This window comes from Caballeronia sp. LZ035 (assembly GCF_031451175.1).
Classification (GTDB): Bacteria; Pseudomonadota; Gammaproteobacteria; order Burkholderiales; family Burkholderiaceae; genus Caballeronia.
The window spans coordinates 1,579,113-1,596,510 of sequence record NZ_JARUXS010000004.1; the positions used below are offsets into that span (position 1 = coordinate 1,579,113).

At 64.5% G+C, this 17,398-nt stretch carries 15 protein-coding genes; 7 read left to right on the forward strand and 8 right to left on the reverse strand.

Going from position 1 to position 17,398, the window contains the following annotated elements; translation table 11 throughout:
* Positions 1-2: 2 nt before the first annotated feature.
* Positions 3-1,370 carry a hypothetical protein gene (locus QCE88_RS37695; RefSeq protein ID WP_309910768.1) on the reverse strand — a complete coding sequence of 456 codons (1,368 nt, stop codon included), beginning with the start codon at positions 1,368-1,370 and terminating at the stop codon, positions 3-5.
* A gap of 210 nt (positions 1,371-1,580) precedes the next feature.
* Positions 1,581-1,853 carry a hypothetical protein gene (locus tag QCE88_RS37700; RefSeq protein WP_309910769.1) on the reverse strand — a complete coding sequence of 91 codons (273 nt, stop codon included), beginning with the start codon at positions 1,851-1,853 and terminating at the stop codon, positions 1,581-1,583.
* A 295-nt stretch (positions 1,854-2,148) separates the two neighbouring features.
* Here QCE88_RS37700 and QCE88_RS37705 point away from each other — a divergent pair, with 295 nt between their 5' ends.
* A complete protein-coding gene (locus QCE88_RS37705; RefSeq protein ID WP_309838379.1) occupies positions 2,149-3,174 on the forward strand; it encodes a porin in 1,026 nt (341 codons plus the stop codon).
* A gap of 39 nt (positions 3,175-3,213) precedes the next feature.
* Here QCE88_RS37705 and QCE88_RS37710 read toward each other — a convergent pair whose 3' ends face one another.
* Positions 3,214-4,068 (reverse strand): NAD(P)-dependent oxidoreductase, encoded by an 855-nt coding sequence (locus QCE88_RS37710; protein ID WP_309910770.1) that lies wholly within the window; start codon positions 4,066-4,068, stop codon positions 3,214-3,216.
* 86 nt (positions 4,069-4,154) lie between these two features.
* Between QCE88_RS37710 and QCE88_RS37715 the strand changes: the two genes are divergently transcribed.
* On the forward strand, positions 4,155-4,754 hold the full coding sequence (locus tag QCE88_RS37715) for a TetR/AcrR family transcriptional regulator (protein WP_309910772.1): 600 nt from the start codon (positions 4,155-4,157) through the stop codon (positions 4,752-4,754).
* Positions 4,755-4,771: 17 nt separating this feature from the next.
* On the opposite strand, the gene QCE88_RS37720 is transcribed toward QCE88_RS37715, so the two are convergent.
* Positions 4,772-5,560: an alpha/beta hydrolase gene (locus tag QCE88_RS37720; RefSeq protein ID WP_309910774.1), complete on the reverse strand. Its 789-nt coding sequence runs from the start codon at positions 5,558-5,560 to the stop codon at positions 4,772-4,774.
* 111 nt (positions 5,561-5,671) lie between these two features.
* Between QCE88_RS37720 and QCE88_RS37725 the strand changes: the two genes are divergently transcribed.
* Positions 5,672-6,568 carry a LysR family transcriptional regulator gene (locus tag QCE88_RS37725; RefSeq protein WP_309910775.1) on the forward strand — a complete coding sequence of 299 codons (897 nt, stop codon included), beginning with the start codon at positions 5,672-5,674 and terminating at the stop codon, positions 6,566-6,568.
* 3 nt (positions 6,569-6,571) lie between these two features.
* On the opposite strand, the gene QCE88_RS37730 is transcribed toward QCE88_RS37725, so the two are convergent.
* Positions 6,572-7,480 carry a LysR family transcriptional regulator gene (locus QCE88_RS37730; RefSeq protein WP_309910777.1) on the reverse strand — a complete coding sequence of 303 codons (909 nt, stop codon included), beginning with the start codon at positions 7,478-7,480 and terminating at the stop codon, positions 6,572-6,574.
* Between the two features lie 121 nt (positions 7,481-7,601).
* Here QCE88_RS37730 and QCE88_RS37735 point away from each other — a divergent pair, with 121 nt between their 5' ends.
* Genes QCE88_RS37735 through QCE88_RS37745 form a run of 3 tightly spaced genes read left to right on the forward strand, consistent with a single transcriptional unit; the run spans position 7,602 to position 11,407 of the window.
* A complete protein-coding gene (locus tag QCE88_RS37735) occupies positions 7,602-9,029 on the forward strand; it encodes a M20 family metallopeptidase (RefSeq protein WP_309910779.1) in 1,428 nt (475 codons plus the stop codon).
* Between the two features lie 9 nt (positions 9,030-9,038).
* Positions 9,039-10,331 (forward strand): MFS transporter, encoded by a 1,293-nt coding sequence (locus QCE88_RS37740; RefSeq protein WP_309910781.1) that lies wholly within the window; start codon positions 9,039-9,041, stop codon positions 10,329-10,331.
* 20 nt (positions 10,332-10,351) lie between these two features.
* The gene (locus QCE88_RS37745) at positions 10,352-11,407 is read left to right on the forward strand and encodes a serine hydrolase (protein WP_309910783.1); all 1,056 of its coding nucleotides are present in this window, start codon (positions 10,352-10,354) and stop codon (positions 11,405-11,407) included.
* Between the two features lie 4 nt (positions 11,408-11,411).
* Here the strand turns inward: QCE88_RS37745 and QCE88_RS37750 are convergent, their stop codons facing one another.
* The 3 genes from QCE88_RS37750 to QCE88_RS37760 form a co-directional block, all read right to left on the reverse strand.
* Positions 11,412-13,469: an ATP-binding protein gene (locus QCE88_RS37750; protein WP_309910784.1), complete on the reverse strand. Its 2,058-nt coding sequence runs from the start codon at positions 13,467-13,469 to the stop codon at positions 11,412-11,414.
* A gap of 201 nt (positions 13,470-13,670) precedes the next feature.
* Positions 13,671-14,636: a 2-hydroxyacid dehydrogenase gene (locus QCE88_RS37755; RefSeq protein WP_309910785.1), complete on the reverse strand. Its 966-nt coding sequence runs from the start codon at positions 14,634-14,636 to the stop codon at positions 13,671-13,673.
* A 26-nt stretch (positions 14,637-14,662) separates the two neighbouring features.
* Positions 14,663-16,018 carry an MFS transporter gene (locus QCE88_RS37760; RefSeq protein WP_309910786.1) on the reverse strand — a complete coding sequence of 452 codons (1,356 nt, stop codon included), beginning with the start codon at positions 16,016-16,018 and terminating at the stop codon, positions 14,663-14,665.
* A gap of 134 nt (positions 16,019-16,152) precedes the next feature.
* Here QCE88_RS37760 and QCE88_RS37765 point away from each other — a divergent pair, with 134 nt between their 5' ends.
* A complete protein-coding gene (locus tag QCE88_RS37765; protein WP_309910787.1) occupies positions 16,153-17,304 on the forward strand; it encodes a citrate synthase family protein in 1,152 nt (383 codons plus the stop codon).
* Positions 17,305-17,398: the final 94 nt, after the last annotated feature.

The window sequence follows — 17,398 nt, forward strand, 5'->3', positions numbered from 1 at the left end:
GCTTACTTGCGGTACGTGTTGCGCGCATGCGCACCGTAGGGCGCGGGTGCGACGACTGCCTTGATCGAAGTCTGCTCGTGCGGTTCGACCTGCGGCTTGGTGGAGACGGGGTTCTCGCCCCACAGCACGGTCACCTCGGTGCCCGTCTCGGCGTAGGCCTCGTCGACCACCGCCAGCGACACGATCTTGCGTTCGTTCGCGATATAGCCGCAGTCCATCGAGATGCCCACGCGCTGGCCGCCCACCCGCACTTCGTCCATCTGATACAGGCCGTAGCGCGCCTTCGGCATGTTGAAGTGCTTGTGCTTCGGGCCATCCGTCCATGCCGACGACACCACGCGCGCCATATCCTGCGCATCCCACACCAGCGTGACCTTCTTTCTGCGCTTGCCTTTCGCGTGCTCCTTCAGCGCCTCGGCGCCGACGAAGTCGTGATCGAACGCCACCATGCGCTCATAGCCGAGATCGAGCGGCGTCACGTAGTAATCGGCGATGTCCTTCGAATTGAAACTGCCCGCGAGACTGCCGGCCGCCCTGGCAGGCAGCCACTCGCGATAGCCCTGCAGCTCGTCCTGGCTGAAGATCGCGGGCAGCGGGCCGGGAATCCAGCCCGATTCGAGATTGGCCGTGGAGTAGGCAATCGAGCCCACGCGCAGCAGGCCGAACTCTTCTCCTCCCGCAAGAATCGCGTCGCGAATCGCTTCGCCTTCAGCCCACGGTCCGAAGATCTCGAAGCCCACCGCGCCCGCCATGCCGTGACGCAGCGCGCGCACGCGGTGCCCCGCAATCTGGAAGTCCGTCATGCCGAAGAACTTGACATCGGGAAGCGGCTGGCCCGTCAGCTTCTCGACCAGCGGACCGGCAAGCGGGCCCTGAAGCTCGTAGCGGTACACGACGGGCGGGCGTCCGCCGCGATCCATCGACTGCGGGTCGCGCTCCGTCGTGACATCCCACTTGCCGGTCTCGACGTGATATTGCACCCAGTCGAGCGCCGTCGGACGACCCACGAGATTGAACAGCTCTTCCTCGAGATAGAACAGCACGCAGTCGCCGAGATAATGGCCGTCCGGCGTCGTGGCGATGAACTGCTTCGCCATGCCCGGTTTGAAGTTCCTGAAGCTGTTGACCGCGAGGCTGGACAGCAGATCGAATGCGCCGGGTCCTTTGACGTAGTGGTCGACCATGTGATGCGACTGGTCCATGAAGCCGACGCCGTCACGCCATGCATTCACTTCGCTTTGCCAGTTGGTGAACTGGCCGGACACGGTGCCATGCGAAAACGCGCGACGCTGGCTGTTGCGCAGCAGTTCGACGGCGCTGCCGGCACGCTGGATTGCGGTTTCCAGGCTCTCGGTCTTCGATTCGGTCATGTGATGATTTCCTTGGTCGTGAAGGGATTTCGTCTCGCCTGTCATGCGTTGCCAGGCCTCTGGCAGCGAGTCGACGCCGTAGCACAGCGCTTGACGAGATCTTACGAACAAGGGAATCGCGGAAAAAGCGGGTGAGACGCACACTTAGCTTGCGGAAATCGATCGAATCGATCCGCGTGGGGTCGGTGGCGGGTTGAGCGAGGGGCGACGTTACATCCGGCAGCGCTGATTGATGCGCTGCTGCGCTGCCTGATAGGACTCGGGATAGGTATCCATCTCGGACACCGGGTCGTAGCCGACATCGGCGAGCGCGGCGAGCTCGCTCTTCAACCGCGCTCGATCAGGCGCCTTGTTGTCGCCGCTGGCAACGAGGTCCTGACACTGCACGGCGCTCAGCTGCGTGCCCGGCAGAGAAGCCGTGGACGGCCCGGCGCACGCCGCCAGCCAGCCTGAAAGAGTCAACAGCACGATGGTCGCCCTCATCTTTCTTCTCCTTCTTCCGAGAGGCCAGACGCCTCATACAGCTTAGACTTCGCGTGCTTGCGTCAGGCTGACGGCGGCCTGTCAATGCGGCCATGCCGCGCCGCGCAACGTCACATCCCCGTGTATTCCCTAGGTCAAGACAAAAGTACCAGCGAATCCATGCTTTGTGCAGGGACCGCAGCAGGCGCACCGAATAACCTCCTTACATGTGCATTGCTGCCGTATCGGCAAGACACGAGACAGAACCGCATCGAACGGTTCGCTTGCCCAGTGACGATAAAAACTCCGGAGACAAATGAAAAAGGCTCTTCTCGCGGCTTCTGCGCTCGTTTCCCTCGGCGCGCTGCATGACGCCCACGCGCAAACCTCGGTGACGCTCTACGGCGTCGTCGACAACGGCATCGAGTATCAGGACGGCGGCGCGGGACACGTCGTGCGCGCATCGTCGGGCGGACTGTTCGCGACGGTGTACGGCATGATCGGGCATGAGGACATCGGCGGTGGAGTCCATGTCAACTTCCAGCTGGAGCAAGGTTTCTCCGCCTTCACCGGTGCCCCGCAAGTCGCGGGCGAAGCGTTCAACCGGCTCGCCTGGGTCGGCATGTCGGGCAACTTCGGGGAATTCCGCGTCGGACGTCAGAAGAAGCCGCAATATCTGTTTCTCGATGGCGAACTCGACCCGATCGCCGGCAAGTCGATCGCCTCTTCATTCAGCGACCTGGCCGACGTCTCGGTGCGCGCCAGCAACGCGCTCACCTACTTCACGCCGAAGTACCGGGGCTTCGAAGCGCAGTTCATGGTGGCCATGCGGGACTCGACCACCAAGCCGTCCAACGGACTCCAGTTGTACAACGCGGTGTTCAAGTACATCAACGGTCCGTTGCATCTCGCAGCCGGCTACGAGCAGCAGGCCAACGCGGCGGGTACGTCCATTCAGCGCAACTTCACGCTGGCCTCGTCGCTGCGCTTCGACGCCGCGCGTTTCCACCTCGTCTACACGACCGAGAAGCAGTCCGATCACAGTCTGGACGTCGCCATCTATACGGCTTCGGCGTCCGTGCTGCTGAATCCGGCGAATGAAGTCGCGCTGATGTACGGCTATCTGCATGACCGCAGCGGCAACGGCAACAACGCGCAGCAGGTCGGCCTCGGCTATATGTACTTTCTTTCCAAGCGCTCAACCCTTTATGCGCTCGCGGGTCTCGTCGACAACCGCAACCAGGCGACGCACGGCCTCGAAGGCACGGAATACTCGGGCATACCGGTGACGCCCGGCGCGACGGCACGCGGCATCATCATCGGCATGACGCACAAGTTCTGATGGCGCATCGCGGGCTTTGAAACAGGCCGCCCGCTTCGATCACTTCCCCGCCGCCGCAATCGTGAACGCCGCCATGGCCGACCAGTCCCGTTCGCCGAAGCCCGCCTCGACGGTCTCACGCATGCGGCCATGCACGGCGGACAGCATCGGCAGCATGCGGCCGGCATCGTTTGCGGCCTCCGATGCAAGCCGCAAGTCCTTCAGTCCGAGCGTCGCCTTGAAGCCGGGTTCGTAATTTTCGTTCGCGATGTTCGCCGAATAGACCTGATACGAACGGCTGCCAAACAGCGTATTCAGGATCACGTCGAAAAAGCGTTCGCGCGGCAGCCCGTTTGCCTCGGTCAGCACCACGGCTTCGGCCATCGCTTCGATGGCCATTGTGATCATCATGTTGCAGGCGATCTTCGCGGCATTCGCGGTCGGCGCATGATCGCCCATGTCCCAGATGCGTCCGCCGATCACTTCAAGCAGCGGACGCACCTTCGCCAATGCATCCGGCGGTCCGCCTGCCAGCACGTTGAGCTCGCCTTTTGCCGCTACGTCGGGCCGTCCGAGCACCGGTGCGGAAACGTAAGCGATGCCCGCCGCCTCGTGCGCCGCGACCAGCTCGCGCGCGAACGCCACCGAGATCGTCGACGAAAGCACGTGCACCAGTCCGGGCCTTGCGTGAGCAAGCACATTGGGGACGAGCAGCGTCGAGCGGATGGCGTCGTCGTCGGCGAGCATGGTGAAGACGGCATCGCTCTGGAAGGCTTCAGCGGGCGACGCCACCATCGTGACGCCCTCGACCGATCCGCCCGAACGATTCCATGCCTTCACCGTGTGTCCCGCGCGCGCCAGATTGAGCGCCATGGCGCGTCCCATCGCGCCCAGTCCAATCATGCCGATTTCCATGGCCTTGCTCCTGTTGGTCGGGTAGCTTGAATTAAACTAGTGGCCACTATATATTTCAAGAAACCGTGTCGCAATGAGTTTTGATAGTGACCACTATTTTAAAAAGGGAAGCGAAGCCGGGGCGCGGGCGTCCACGCGCCTTCGATCCCGACACGGCACTCGAGATTGGTCAGCGCATGTTTCATGCGGCGGGTTACGATGCTGTCGGCCTGAACGGGCTGACGGATGCGCTCGGCGTCACACCGCCGAGCTTCTATACCGCGTTCGGCAGCAAGGCAGCGTTTTTCGATCAGGTGCTGGCGCGCTATGCGGGCAGCGAACTCGCGCTGACCGAGTTCCTGCGCGAGGACCGTCCGCCCGCCGAAGCCCTTGCGGACCTGCTCGAACGCGCGGCGCGGCGTTATGCACGCGATCCTGAATGCACCGGCTGTCTCGTGCTTGAAACGGCGCGTGGCAACGGCGACAGCGAAAGCGCTGCGCTCGCGCGACAGGCCGCCGAACGTCGTCGCGCGCAGATCCGCAAGTTCGTCGCGAAGACGCATCCGCGTCAGGCGAATGCCGCGACGGACCATGTGTCGGTGGTGATGTCGGGCTTGTCGGGTTGCGCGCGCGAAGGCATGAGCGCGGCGCGGCTCGTGAAGGTCGCGAAGGCTGCTGCGGCGGGACTGCGCGAGTTGCTCGCGTAACCCCGCCTGCGCTTGTGCTAACGGCCTTCCCCGACCGCGTCAGCAAAGCGCGCAATGATGGCCGCCAGTTCGCCGGGCGCTTCCAGCGGCGAAAGATGTCCCGTGCCCGGCAGGATGTGCATCGTCGCCTGCGGAATGCGGGGCATCAGTTCCGCGCGCAACGTGTCGGGCGGGTCCACCTGATCGAGCTGGCCGGAAACGACGATCACCGGCACGTCGATCGCACCCGCCGTCACACCGATATCTTCACGCATCGCCACGTTCGGCCACGCCAGTTTGGCCTGCGGCGCGCCCTTCAGGCTGTCCTCGATGACCTGCTCGCGCCGCGCGGCATCGAGCGGTCTGGCGGTCAGCACGTGATCGATGACGAACTCCACCGCTTCGCGCGACTGATACGCGCCGGCCAGGGTCGCGCGCTGTTCGTCGGGAAGGATGGTCGGTGTCGGCGGAGAAGGCGCGACAAGCACCAGGCCTTCCAGCCCGCGCGGCCTGCGCGATGCCATCAGTTGCGCGACCTTGCCGCCCATCGAATGGCCGACGAGTACGTAGCGTTGCAGGCGCAGCGCATCGATGACGCCTTCGGCATCGGCGGCGAGATCGGCGATGCGATAGCCGTCGGCGGGCGCACTGGAAGCACCCCAGCCACGATGATCAGTCGCCACGGTTCGGAAGCGCTTGCTCAGTTCGCCGGCAACCGCATCCCAGGTGCGCGACGAGCCGCCGTAGTAATGCAGGAACACCAGCGCCAGCGCGCCCTTGCTCTGTTCCTCGACGTGAATCCGCACGCCGTTCGTGTCGATGTCCATGATTCGGTCCTTTCCAGAGGTTGAGCTTGCATTCTGGAATCAATCGCCCGGATTGATAATTGCCGCCTCCTTATTGACAGTCGATAATCGCATTATCGAATGGGAGAGCATATGGACCGGCTCATGAGCCTCGGCGTGTTCGTCGCCGCAGTGGAGGAAGGTAGCTTCGCAGCGGCTGCGCGCCGCTTCGGCTTATCAGCGGCGATGGCGGGCAAGCACGTCAGCGCAATCGAGGCCGAGCTGAACGCGCGCCTGTTGCAACGAACCACCCGGCGCCTGAGCCTGACCGACATCGGCCAGACCTACTACGAGCGTGCCCGCCGCATTCTCGAGGCCTACGACGAGGCGAATCGCGAGGCCAGCGACGCTCAGGACACCGCGCGCGGCGTGTTGCGCGTCGCCGCGCCGGTCAGCTTCGGCGCGCTGCATCTCGGCGGTGTGCTGGCGCGTTTTCTGGAGACGCATTCGCACGTCAGCGTGGAAGTGCAGCTGTCAGATCGCTACATCGATCTGATCGAGGCGGGCGTGGATGTCGCTATTCGCATCGGACGTCTGCAAGATCCGCAACTCGTGACGCGCAAGCTCGCGTCGTGCCGGATGGTGGTGTGTGCGTCGCCGGCGTGGCTCGAGCAGCACGGCACGCCGCGTCATCCCGACGATCTGCGGCAAGCGCCGCGCCTCGCCTTCAGCGAAGCCGTGTCGGCCAACGACTGGACACTGCTCGACGCGGATCGGCGCGCGCATGTCATCGACGGCCCGTGCCGCATGGCGGCCAACGACATGCAGATGCTGCTGGCCGCCGCGCTGGCTGGAGCAGGCATCGCATATGGTCCGGCCTTCGTGTTTGGCGACGCGATTGCGCGCGGCGATCTGATCGCGCTGCTGCCGGACTATCACGCGACCGATCTTGCGATTCAGGCCGTCTATCCAAGTGCGCGGCGCATCCCGGTCAAGGTCAGGCGTTTTGTCGACTGTCTTGCTGAAACGCCTTGGGAGCGGTGGGCGTAGCGGCTACGCTCCAACCACCTCCGGCTTGTCGATCGCCTCCTTCAGCAACTCGACGAACGCCTGCACTGGCTGCGGCAGAAGCCGCCCTGCCATCGTCTGCACTTGCAGGCTGCGCTGATGCAGTTCGGGATTGCTCAACGCGATCGCCGCGAGCCCGTCGGTATCGAGCCGGCCGCGCACCGTGACGTAACCCGTCAGCGTGATCGCATCGGTACGCCGCACGAAGCTCTGCAGCGCCACGTGATAGTTGCTGGTGAACACTGGCTCGAACACCAGTCCTTCGAGACTGCATGCAATGTCGAACAGTTGCCGCAGCGTCACGCCTTGACTGTGCATCGCGAGCGGCCACTTCAGGAGATCGGCGAGCGACAGCATCGACTGCGAGGCCAGCGGATGACCCCGCCGCATCAGCGCATAAACCGGCGCGCGCTGCGCATAGTGAACCTGCACGTTTTCTTCGGGCGCCATGCTGAAGCACACGGCAATGTCGTGCGTGCCGTCGCGCACGCGCTGGGTCGCGATGGACGGCGCCGAGACATCGAGCGCGAAGTGCGCGCGCGGATGCGTATTGCGGAAATGCGCGAAAAGCTGCGGCAGAAAATCCGGCGCGACGCCCTCCGAAGCTGCGATGCGAATGGTCGCGCGGCCGCTGGCGCTGAGTCCCAGAATCTCCTCGACCACCCGCTCTTCCTCCAGCTGGCTGCGCCGCGCGTGATTCGCGAGCAGCCGTCCTGCGTCGGTGAGCACCATGCCGCGCGGACGCCGCTCGAACAGCGGCGTGCCCACCTGCTCTTCCAGCTTGCCGATCTGCCGGCTCAACGCCGAGGTCGCCACGAACAAGCGCTCGGACGCCTTGCTCAGCGAACCGCTTTTGACGACTTCGAGGAAATAGCGCAAAGCGGTCTGATCCATGAGCTTTCATAACGTAATCACCTTGCCGAAATGGCAACGGTCGCAGTGAAATATTGTAATTGTTCAGAAATATCGGCGAGGTCAGCATGGGTCGTCATCGAACCTACTGGACAGAGACGACGTGAGCCGCGATACCGCCATTCAGCTTGCCGCCCGCCATTTCGACTCGGGCGCGTTCCTCGAAGACCTGCAGCGCCGCGTCGCGCATCGCACCGACAGTCAGGAGGCCGACAGCGACGCGCGTCTGCGCGCCTATCTCATCGACGACCTGATGCCGACGCTCGACGCATGGGGCTTCACCTGCCGCATCGCCGAGAATCCGCACACGGGCGCCGGGCCGTTTCTCATTGCACACCGACATGAGAGCGACGAACTGCCGACCGTGCTGAGCTACGGTCACGGCGACGTCCTTCGTGGTTACGACGCGCAATGGCGCGCGGGTCTTTCGCCATGGGAAGTGAAGGTCGAAGGCGAGCGCTGGTACGGACGCGGCACCGCCGACAACAAAGGCCAGCACAGCATCAATCTCGCCGCGTTGAAGGCCGTGCTCGACGCGCGCGGCGGCAAGCTCGGTTTCAATCTGAAGCTCTTGTTCGAGACCGGCGAGGAAGTCGGTTCGCCGGGGCTGTGGGCGCTCTGCGAGCAACTGCGCGACGAACTCGCGGCCGACGTGCTGATCGCGTCCGACGGTCCGCGTCTCGCCGCGCATCGTCCGACATTGTTCCTCGGTTCGCGCGGCGTCCTCAATTTCCGGCTCGACGTGAAGCTGCGCGACGGCGCGCATCATTCGGGCAACTGGGGCGGGCTGCTGCGCAATCCGGCCGTGGTGCTGGCCAATGCGATTGCCTCGATGGTCGATGCACGCGGCAAGATCCTGATCGAAGGACTGCGTCCGCCGCCGATTCCGGATTCGGTGCGGCGCGCGTTGCAGGACATCGAAGTGGGCGGCAATCCGGGCGAGCCCGAAGTCGATGTCGATTACGGCGAGCCCGGACTCACGCCCGCCGAGCGCGTGTTCGGCTGGAACAACATCGAAGTGCTGGCCTTCAAGACCGGCAATCCCGAGAAGCCCGTCAACGCGATTCCCGACCGCGCGTTCGCGCACATGCAGATCCGCTTTGTCGTCGGCACGGACTGGCTCAATCTGCGCGACATCGTGCGCCGCCATCTCGACGCGCATGGCTTTCCAATGGTCGACGTCGAGATCGAACGCGGCATGCCCGCCACGCGTGTCGATCCCGACAATCCGTGGGTGCAGTGGGCCTTGCGTTCGCTCACCGAGACCACGGGTGCTGCGCCCGTGCTGCTGCCTAATCTCGGCGGCACGCTGCCCAACGACGTCTTCGCCGACATCCTCCGCATGCCCACACTTTGGGTGCCGCATTCGTATCCCGGCTGCTCGCAGCATGCGCCGGACGAGCATCTGCTCGGACCCGTCGCCGCCGAGGGCCTGCGCATCATGGCCGGCCTGTTCTGGGATCTCGGTGCGCGCGAAGGCGACGCGACCGCGATCAATCCCGCGTTTCATCTTCCCCGCCAAGCGAAGTGAGGCTTCTTCATGAGCACTGATTCCGTCGGCATGACCCAGGCCGCCTCCGGGCAGGCCGAGCAGAGCAGGATTGCGCGGCTCATCGTCGCGACCTCGATCGGCAATGCGCTGGAGTTCTACGACCTCGTCGTGTACGGCTACTTCGCCGGGATTCTCTCGAAGCTGTTCTTTCCCGCGCAAAACCACACGGTCTCGCTGCTGCTGACGCTCGGCACCTTCGCGCTGTCGTATCTCGCGCGGCCCGTCGGCGCGCTCGTGCTCGGCTCGTACGGCGACCGGCACGGCCGCAAGGCCGCACTGACGCTGTCCATCGCGATGATGACAGTCGGCACGGGTATCGTCGCGCTGATGCCGCCGTATGCGACCATCGGCATCGCAGCGCCGATCCTCGTGTTCGCATCGCGCCTGCTGCAAGGGTTCTCGGCAGGCGGCGAGTTCGGCAGTTCGACAGCCTTCCTCGTCGAGCACAACCCGAAACGCAGCGGCTTCATGTCGAGCTGGCAGTTCGCCAGCCAGGGCGCGAGCACGCTGCTCGCTTCGCTGTTCGGCGCGGTCCTTACGAGCACGCTGACGCCTGCGCAACTCGAAGGCTGGGGCTGGCGCATTCCGTTCCTGTTCGGCATGCTGATCGGTCCGATCGGACTGTATATCCGTCGCCGCATGGACGAGACGCCGGAGTTCGAGCAGGCGGAAAAGCTCGCTTCTCCCGTGCGCGAAATGCTCGCGACGCAGAAGGAGCGGCTGCTCGTCTCGGTCGGCTCGCTGGTCCTCACGACCACGGCCAACTACATGCTGCTCTACATGCCGACCTACGCCACACGGCAACTCGGGTTGTCGCCTTCGTCGGGTTTCATCGCGACGCTCACGGCAGGCTTCATCATGATGGTGCTCGTGCCGGTGGTCGGGCATCTGTCGGACAAGTACGGCCGTTATCGCATCATGATCACGACCGGCGTGGTGTTCTTCCTGACCGTGTATCCGGCGTTCATGTTCATGAACGCGCATCCCTCGCTGCCGACGCTGATCGCCGCGGTCGTCTGGGTCGCGTTGCTCAAGGCCACCTACTTCGCGCCCATCCCTGCGCTCATGGCCGAACTGTTCCCCACCGCCACGCGCACGACCGGCATGGCCTTCGGCTATAACATCGGCACCACGGTGTTCGGCGGCTTCACGCCGCTCGCCGTGGCGTCGCTGATTGCCGTCACGCATAACAATCTCGCGCCCGGCCTGTATCTGATGATCGCGGCCGTGCTGAGCCTGTTCACCCTGGTGTGGGCAAAGCGGCGCCTGAACATTCGTTGAGTATCGAAGGAGTCAGCAGCATGAACGAGGCTTTGCAACGCGCGATCCGTTTTTCGATCGACCATGAATCCGCCTGGGATCGCGAGATCAGCGGCAACTGGGGCGTGCATGTCAACGATCCGCCGCCGTGGAACCGGCTGCTGGGTCCCGTGCACGATCGCGGCGGCGTGTCGGGGGCCATTGCGCTCGATGGCAAGCTCATCGCCAGTTGGGGCGAACCGGATCGCGCGGACCTCACGTTCAGCATCGCGAAGACGTATCTCGCGCTGCTTGCGGGCGTCGCATTCGATCGCGGCCTGCTGCCCGATCCCGACGAACCCGTGCGCGAACGCATTCGCGGCGTCGGCTTCGACGATGCGCACAACGCACAGGTCACCTGGACGCAATTGCTGCAACAGACGAGCGAATGGACCGGCGAATGCTTCGGTCTCTCCGATCAGGCGGACCACTATCGCGCGGTCACGTTCGGCGACCCGCCCGCCGGCAGGAAGGGCGAGCGCCGGCCCTTGAACACGCCCGGCACGTACTGGGAATACAACGACGTGCGCATCAACCAGCTTTCGCTGGCGCTGCTGCATCTGTTTCGCGAGCCGCTGCCGGAAGTCTTCCGTGCGGCCATCGCGGAGCCCTGCGGCCTCTCCGGCAACTGGAACTGGGCGGGCTATGACCACGCGTGGACCGACATCGACGGCAAGCGCATGCAGTCCGTCCCCGGCGGCACGCATTGGGGCGCGGGCGTTTCGATCAGCGCGAACGATCAGTTGAAGATCGCGCAGATGCTGCTCGACGAAGGCGTCTCGAACGGGCGGCGCGTGCTGTCGGCGGAATGGATCGCGCGCATGCGCACGCCGGTGGCGCTCGCGCCTTACTACGGCTATCTCGTGTGGCTCAACTCCGGACAGAAGATGTTCCCGCGCGTGCCGGCATCGAGCTACTTCGGCGTGGGCGCGGGCAGTTCGTTCATGTGGATCGAGCCGCAGACGCGCCTCGCGCTCATCGTGCGGTGGCTCGACTCCGCTTACGCCGGCGAATTCTTCGGCCTCGTGCATGAGGCGCTGGAACCATTGCACCGATGACGCTTCAGTGCGTGGCCGCGCGGACCGGGCAACGCGGGATGTCGAAGTAAAAGCGGGCACCTGCTTCGCAGTCTTCCGCGCTGATCATGCCGTCGTGTTCCTGGACGATGGATCGGCAGATGGACAGACCCAGGCCGATCCCTTCGGGTTCGGTCGTGAAGAAGGGCTCGAAGAGATGCTGTCTCGCATCCACCGAGAGCCCCGCGCCCGAATCCGTGACCGCCACCCTGAAGTAGCTGTCGCCGACGTTATCCAGCGTGATCAGGATGTCCTTCCTGTCGCCCGATGCGCGCTGGATCGAGCGTATCGCGTTCGTGATCAGATTCATCAGGACCTGCTGCATCTGGATGTTGTCGGCACAGACCATCGGCGTATGCGATGCGATGGCGGTACGCAGCGTAATGGCGTGGCGATCCAGTTCCTGACGCACGAGCGGCAGCACGTCGTGGATGGTATCGGCGAGATCGATCATCTTGCGTTCCGCGCGGCTCTTGCGGGCGACCGAGCGAATGCGGTTGATGACGCCATTGGTGCGCTGCGCCGACTTGACGATTTCATCGAAGCTCCGGCTCGCGTCGCCGACCGAAGGCGACAGCCGGTCGAGCCAGCGCAAGCCCGCCTCGCCATTCGCGATGATGCTCGCGAGAAGCTGCTTCATCTCGTCGGCGATGCTGGCCGTCAGTTCCGTCAGCACCGACAGGCGCGTCACGTGCGTGAGGTTGGTCTGTGCTTCCATCAGCGCGTTCTGCGCGTTGCGGGACTCGGTGACGTCGGCGAGCGCCCCGACATAGTCGACCGCCCCGTTCGTCGATCGAATCGACCGCGCGACCATGCGCAAATAGCGCAGCCCGCCTGATTTGACGGTCAGCCGGAACTCCTGCTGGATCGTGTCGTCGCTGGGTTCGTTGCGGAAGAACGCGGCCGCGACGCCTTCCACGTCATCGGGATGAATCCGCGCGAGGATATCCGCGATCTCGATGTCGGCGCTATCGTCCGCGTCGAGAATGCGGCGGCACTGCGCGGAACACTGCAGGGTGCGTGACTCGATCATCCAGCTCAGGCTGCCGATGTTGCTCAGGCGCTGGGCCTCCGAGAGATGCGCCTCGCTGCGCCTGAGTGCGTCTTCCGCCAGCCGCCGTTCCGTGACATCCGCCGTGGTGCCGATGTAAAGCCGCGGGCGCTCGCCGGGCCGGCTCCATGGCCGCAACACGATCTGCAAGCGACGCCATGCGCCATCGGGCCGGTCGATCGAAAATTCGGTCGTGTAGATTTCGTCCTTCACTTCGCTCGCGATGGCCAGCGCGTGCAGGCCGACGACCCGCTCGCGGTCGGATGCGTGAACGTGCTGCATCAGCGCTTCGAAGGTGGGAATGCCGTCGGCTGCGCGCAAGCCCCAGATGTCGTAGACCTGTTCCGACCACTGCATGTCGCCGGAGTCGGCGTTCCAGGTCCACGCGCCCGTCTTGCTGATCCGCTGGCCTTCGGCGAGCAGCGCCTCGCTGCGGCGCAAGCGTTCGGCAGTCATTGTGCGCTCTCGATTCTCCTGCTTGAGCGCGTCGTACAGCCGGGCGTTTTCCATCGACACCGCCGTCTGCGCCGCCAGGATTTCAACCAGCGAGATCTTTGCGCGGTCGATCAGCGCCGAAGTCGAACGGTTCTCCGCGTACAGGATGCCGGCCAGACGGTCTTGTCTCAGGACAGGAAGAAACAGACCCGCCTTTGGATGATGAGCATGCACATAGGGATCATCGGGAAAGGCTTCGGGTCGATCGATCAGCAGGCGCTCACGGCTGTTCATCACCGTGTGAGCGATCGTCATCGGCAGCAAGGCACTGAAGATTTCGTTCGCGCGACAGCTGACTTCCACGCCCTGCGGCAAGGTCACGGCCTCCGCCACCACTTCGGCGATGCCGTCGATCAACAGGATCAGGACCGCTCGTTCCACACCCAGTTGCGCCACCGCGATCCGCATGAACTTCCTGATGAGCTGCGCGCGATTCAGTTCGCACGACAGCTCGCGCGACATCAGGATGGCTTCGGCATCGGTGCAATCCCGGGGCACGGGAATCGATTCTGGAGATCGTCGATCGCTCGTGTCCATGGCGTCCACCCGGTCAGGGTTCATCAGGCGTTGGGCGTGACGAAGCCGGCGAACAACGTCGAAGCGGCGCGGGCGATGTCAGGCAACCCGCATGTTAGGGCGAATGCCGCACGCCTTCTTTTCAAAGCGCACGGCATTTGCAAGCGGCCACGAAGCCCTGCGTTACGTGGTTTGAAGCGCAGCCGCCCCGGTCGCGCGCGTGCGCGGGCCGTCGATGTCGAAGTGCCTGGCGAGCGCATCCACGACGTGCTCCGCCATCGCGTGACGCGTTTCCTGCGTGCCCGAACCGATATGCGGCGTCAGCACCAGTCTGCGATCGCGCAGGAGCGCTTCGGGAACTTCGGGTTCATGCTCGAAGACGTCGAGCGCGGCGCCCGCCAGGCCGTCCACTGCCAGCGCCGCGATCAGCGCGCGTTCATCCACCACCGGTCCGCGCGCGATGTTCACGAGGAAGCCATCCGGCCCGAGCGCGCGGATCACGTCCGCGTTCACGAGATGATGGGTCGCCGGCGAAAGCGGACACGTGAGGATCAGCATGTCGCTGTCGTGCGCGAGCCGGGTCACGTCGTCGTACCAGGGCAATTCGACGGCCTTGCGGCTCGGCCCGAAATACGCGACTGTCGAGCCGAACGCACGCAGGCGTTTCGCGATCGCCGAGCCGATCGTGCCCAGCCCGACAATGCCGATCTTCATCCGCGAGATCGAGCGTCCCAGCCGGTATTGGCCCTGCACGGGCCATTGGCCCGAGCGCACGAAGGCATCGGCGTTCACGAAGTCGCGCGTGAGCGCCAGCGCCAGGCCCATCGCCGCGTTCGCCACGTCTTCCGCCAGGATGTGCGAGGTGTTCTCGATGTTCACGCCCCGCGCGCGCACCGCCCCGATATCCACGTTATCCAGTCCCGCGCTGTAACTCGAGATGATTTCGAGCGCGGGAAGCGCATCGAGAAAGGCGGCATCGATCTTCGTCTTGCGCAACGCAATGCCGCGAATCCTGCTGCCGTGCTCTTGCAGGAACGCGCGTGCGGCGGCGGGATCGTCGGGCAGATCGAGCACGGTGAAGTGCGTTCTCAACTCCTCGTGAGTCCACTCGGGTAAATCTGCCGCATTGAGAATGATAGGTCGGGTCATGGTACGGAATGAATATTGAAGGCGATTCAAGCCATCTTCACGCGTTCGATCTTGCCCATGAAGAACAGGTAGACCACAGCGGCAACGAGGCAATGCGCGGCAACGAAGTATAGTCCGGCCGTATAGCCGCCCGTCGCCTGCACGATGTAGCCGAAGACGATGGGCGTCACAATGCCGCCGATGTTGCCGATGCAGTTGAAGATCGCACCGGCGAGCCCGACGGCTTCGCGCGGCGCCGTATCGCTGACGATGGCCCAGGTGCCCGCGCCGGCCGCCGCACCCTTGCCGAAGAAGGCCAGCGTCATCAGCAGGACGATCACGGTGTTACTCTCGACGACCGCCGACAACACGAGACTGCACCCCAGCCCCATGCCCACGATATACGGCGTCTTGCGCGCCCACGAGACTCGCGGGCCGGGAGTGCTGACCCAGTCCGAGATCGTGCCGCCCGCAATGCCGCCGACGAAGCCCGCGATGGCCGGAACCATCGTCGCGAAGCCTGCCTGCATCACGTTCATGCCGCGCGCCTGCACGAGGTAGATGGGAAACCAGGTGATGAAGAAGTAGCTCAGCGCGATGGTGCAATACTGCCCGACATACGCGCACCACAACATGCGATTGCCGAGCAGCATGCGCATGACGCCACGTGAAAGCGGCGGACGCGCCTTGAGCGACTGCTTCGAATCGATATCGATCATCGCACCGCCCGCAATGATGTGATCGAGTTCGCCGCTGGACACGCGCGGATGGTTGCGCGGCTCATGCATGACGACGGCCCATGCGCCCGCCGCCGCGATCCCGATCACGCCCAGCGCGATGAACGGCGCGGGCCAGCCGAACTGCGACGTGAGCCAGCCGGCGAACGGCGAGAAGATTGCCACGGCGAAATACGAAGCCGATGCAAACAGCGACGTCGCCAGCCCGCGTTCCTCCTTCGGAAACCACATGACCGCGACGCGGCCGTTGGCGGGAAAGCTGGGCGCTTCGATCAGCCCGAGCGCGAAACGCAGCGCGAACAGCAGGCTCAGCGCCACCGAGAGGTCCGACGTGAAGTTGCCGATGAACCCGACCAGCATCGTGGCGATGGACCACAGGATCAGCGTGGCGCCGTACATGGTCTTGGTGCCGAAGCGATCGAGCAGCAGACCGCCGGGAATTTGCCCGACGACATACGCCCAGCTGAACGCCGACAGCACGTAGCCCAGTTGCACGTGATTCAGGCCGAACTCCTTCGAGATGCCGGGGCCGGCTATCGAGAGGATCGCGCGGTCCGCGTAGGCGACGGTCGCCAGCAGCAGGATCATCGCGAGAATCGAGTAACGCGTGCGCGTCGTGCGGGCTGTCGTGCCCGCTATATACTGGGTCGTCCGATCTGTTGCCACTGTCATCTCCTGTTTCCATGTCCCTGAAGCGGTCGCCTGAACGCGCCGCCCGATGCCCTCGTTCGAACTGCCGGGTCTTCTTTCGGGGTGGTGTGTTTAGCCGATTAAACCGGCGTGGCGAATGAGCGTCAATCTTGATTGATTCGATCAACGTGAAGAACTGGATCACGCAGGAAGAAGCCTGCGAAGCCCTCGGCGTGCGCAAGCAGACGCTGTATGCCTATGTCAGCCGCGGCCAGATCGAGGTGCGGGACGACCCGCAGCAGGCGAACCGCAATCTCTATCGCGCGACGGATATCGCCGGGTTGCTGAAGAAGCGCAGCCTCGGACGCGGCCGCAAGAAGATCGCGGCCAGCACCATGGCCTGGGGCGAACCGATCATCGATACCCGCATCTCCACCATCGCGCGCGGCACGCTCTATTACCGTGGCAGGGATGCGGTGCAACTGGCGGCATCGGCGAGTTTCGAGGACGCCGCGCAATTGCTGTGGGACACGCCCGGGCTGCCGCACTTTCCTTCGTTCGAGCCGGTCGCGTTCGCTGGGCCCGCCGAGGCGCGGGTCTATGCGGCGCTGGCGCACGACGCCGCCCGTCTCTCACGCGACCACGCCGACCGCTTCGGCGAAGCCGCGCGGCTCGTGGGACTGCTCGCGAGTCAGTTTTTCACGCCGCGATCCGATCAAGGTCCGCTGCACGAGCGCATCGCGGATGCGTGGGGCGTGCCGCGTCATGCAGATCTGTTGCGCCGCGTGCTCGTGCTGCTCGCCGATCAGGAGCTGACGAGTTCTTCGTTCGCAGCGCGTGTTGCGGCATCGACCGGGGCTTCATTGGGCGCGAGCATGATCGCGGGACTGGCCGCGTTCTCGGGACCGATGCACGGCAACGCCATCGTGCGCGTGCGCGCCTTCATGGACGACGCGCAACGCGCCGGCACCGAAACCGCCGTGCAGGAACGCGTCGCGCGAGGCGAGCCGTTGCCGGGCTTCGGACACGAACTCTATCCGCAAGGCGACCCGCGCGCCGCCAATCTCCTGTCCGCCTTCGACGTGCCTCACGCCGCGCGTGAGCTGATCGAATGCGTCGGACGGCTGACGGGCACGCCGCCCGCCATCGACATCGCGCTCGCCGCGCTCGTCGAGCATTGCGCGCTGCCGGAAGGCGCGGCGTTCGCGCTGTTCTCCATTGCGCGCAGCGTGGGATGGATGGCGCATGCCATCGAACAGATCGCGGAAGGCACGTTGTTACGGCCACGCGCGCATTACATCGGGCCGGCTGTCGTCGATTGAAGCGCAAAGTCGCGCGCCAATAGAAAACACCCCGAACGCCGGATCGGAATCCGGCATTCGGGGTGTGCGTTCAGCTTGCGTCTTCAGGCTACGT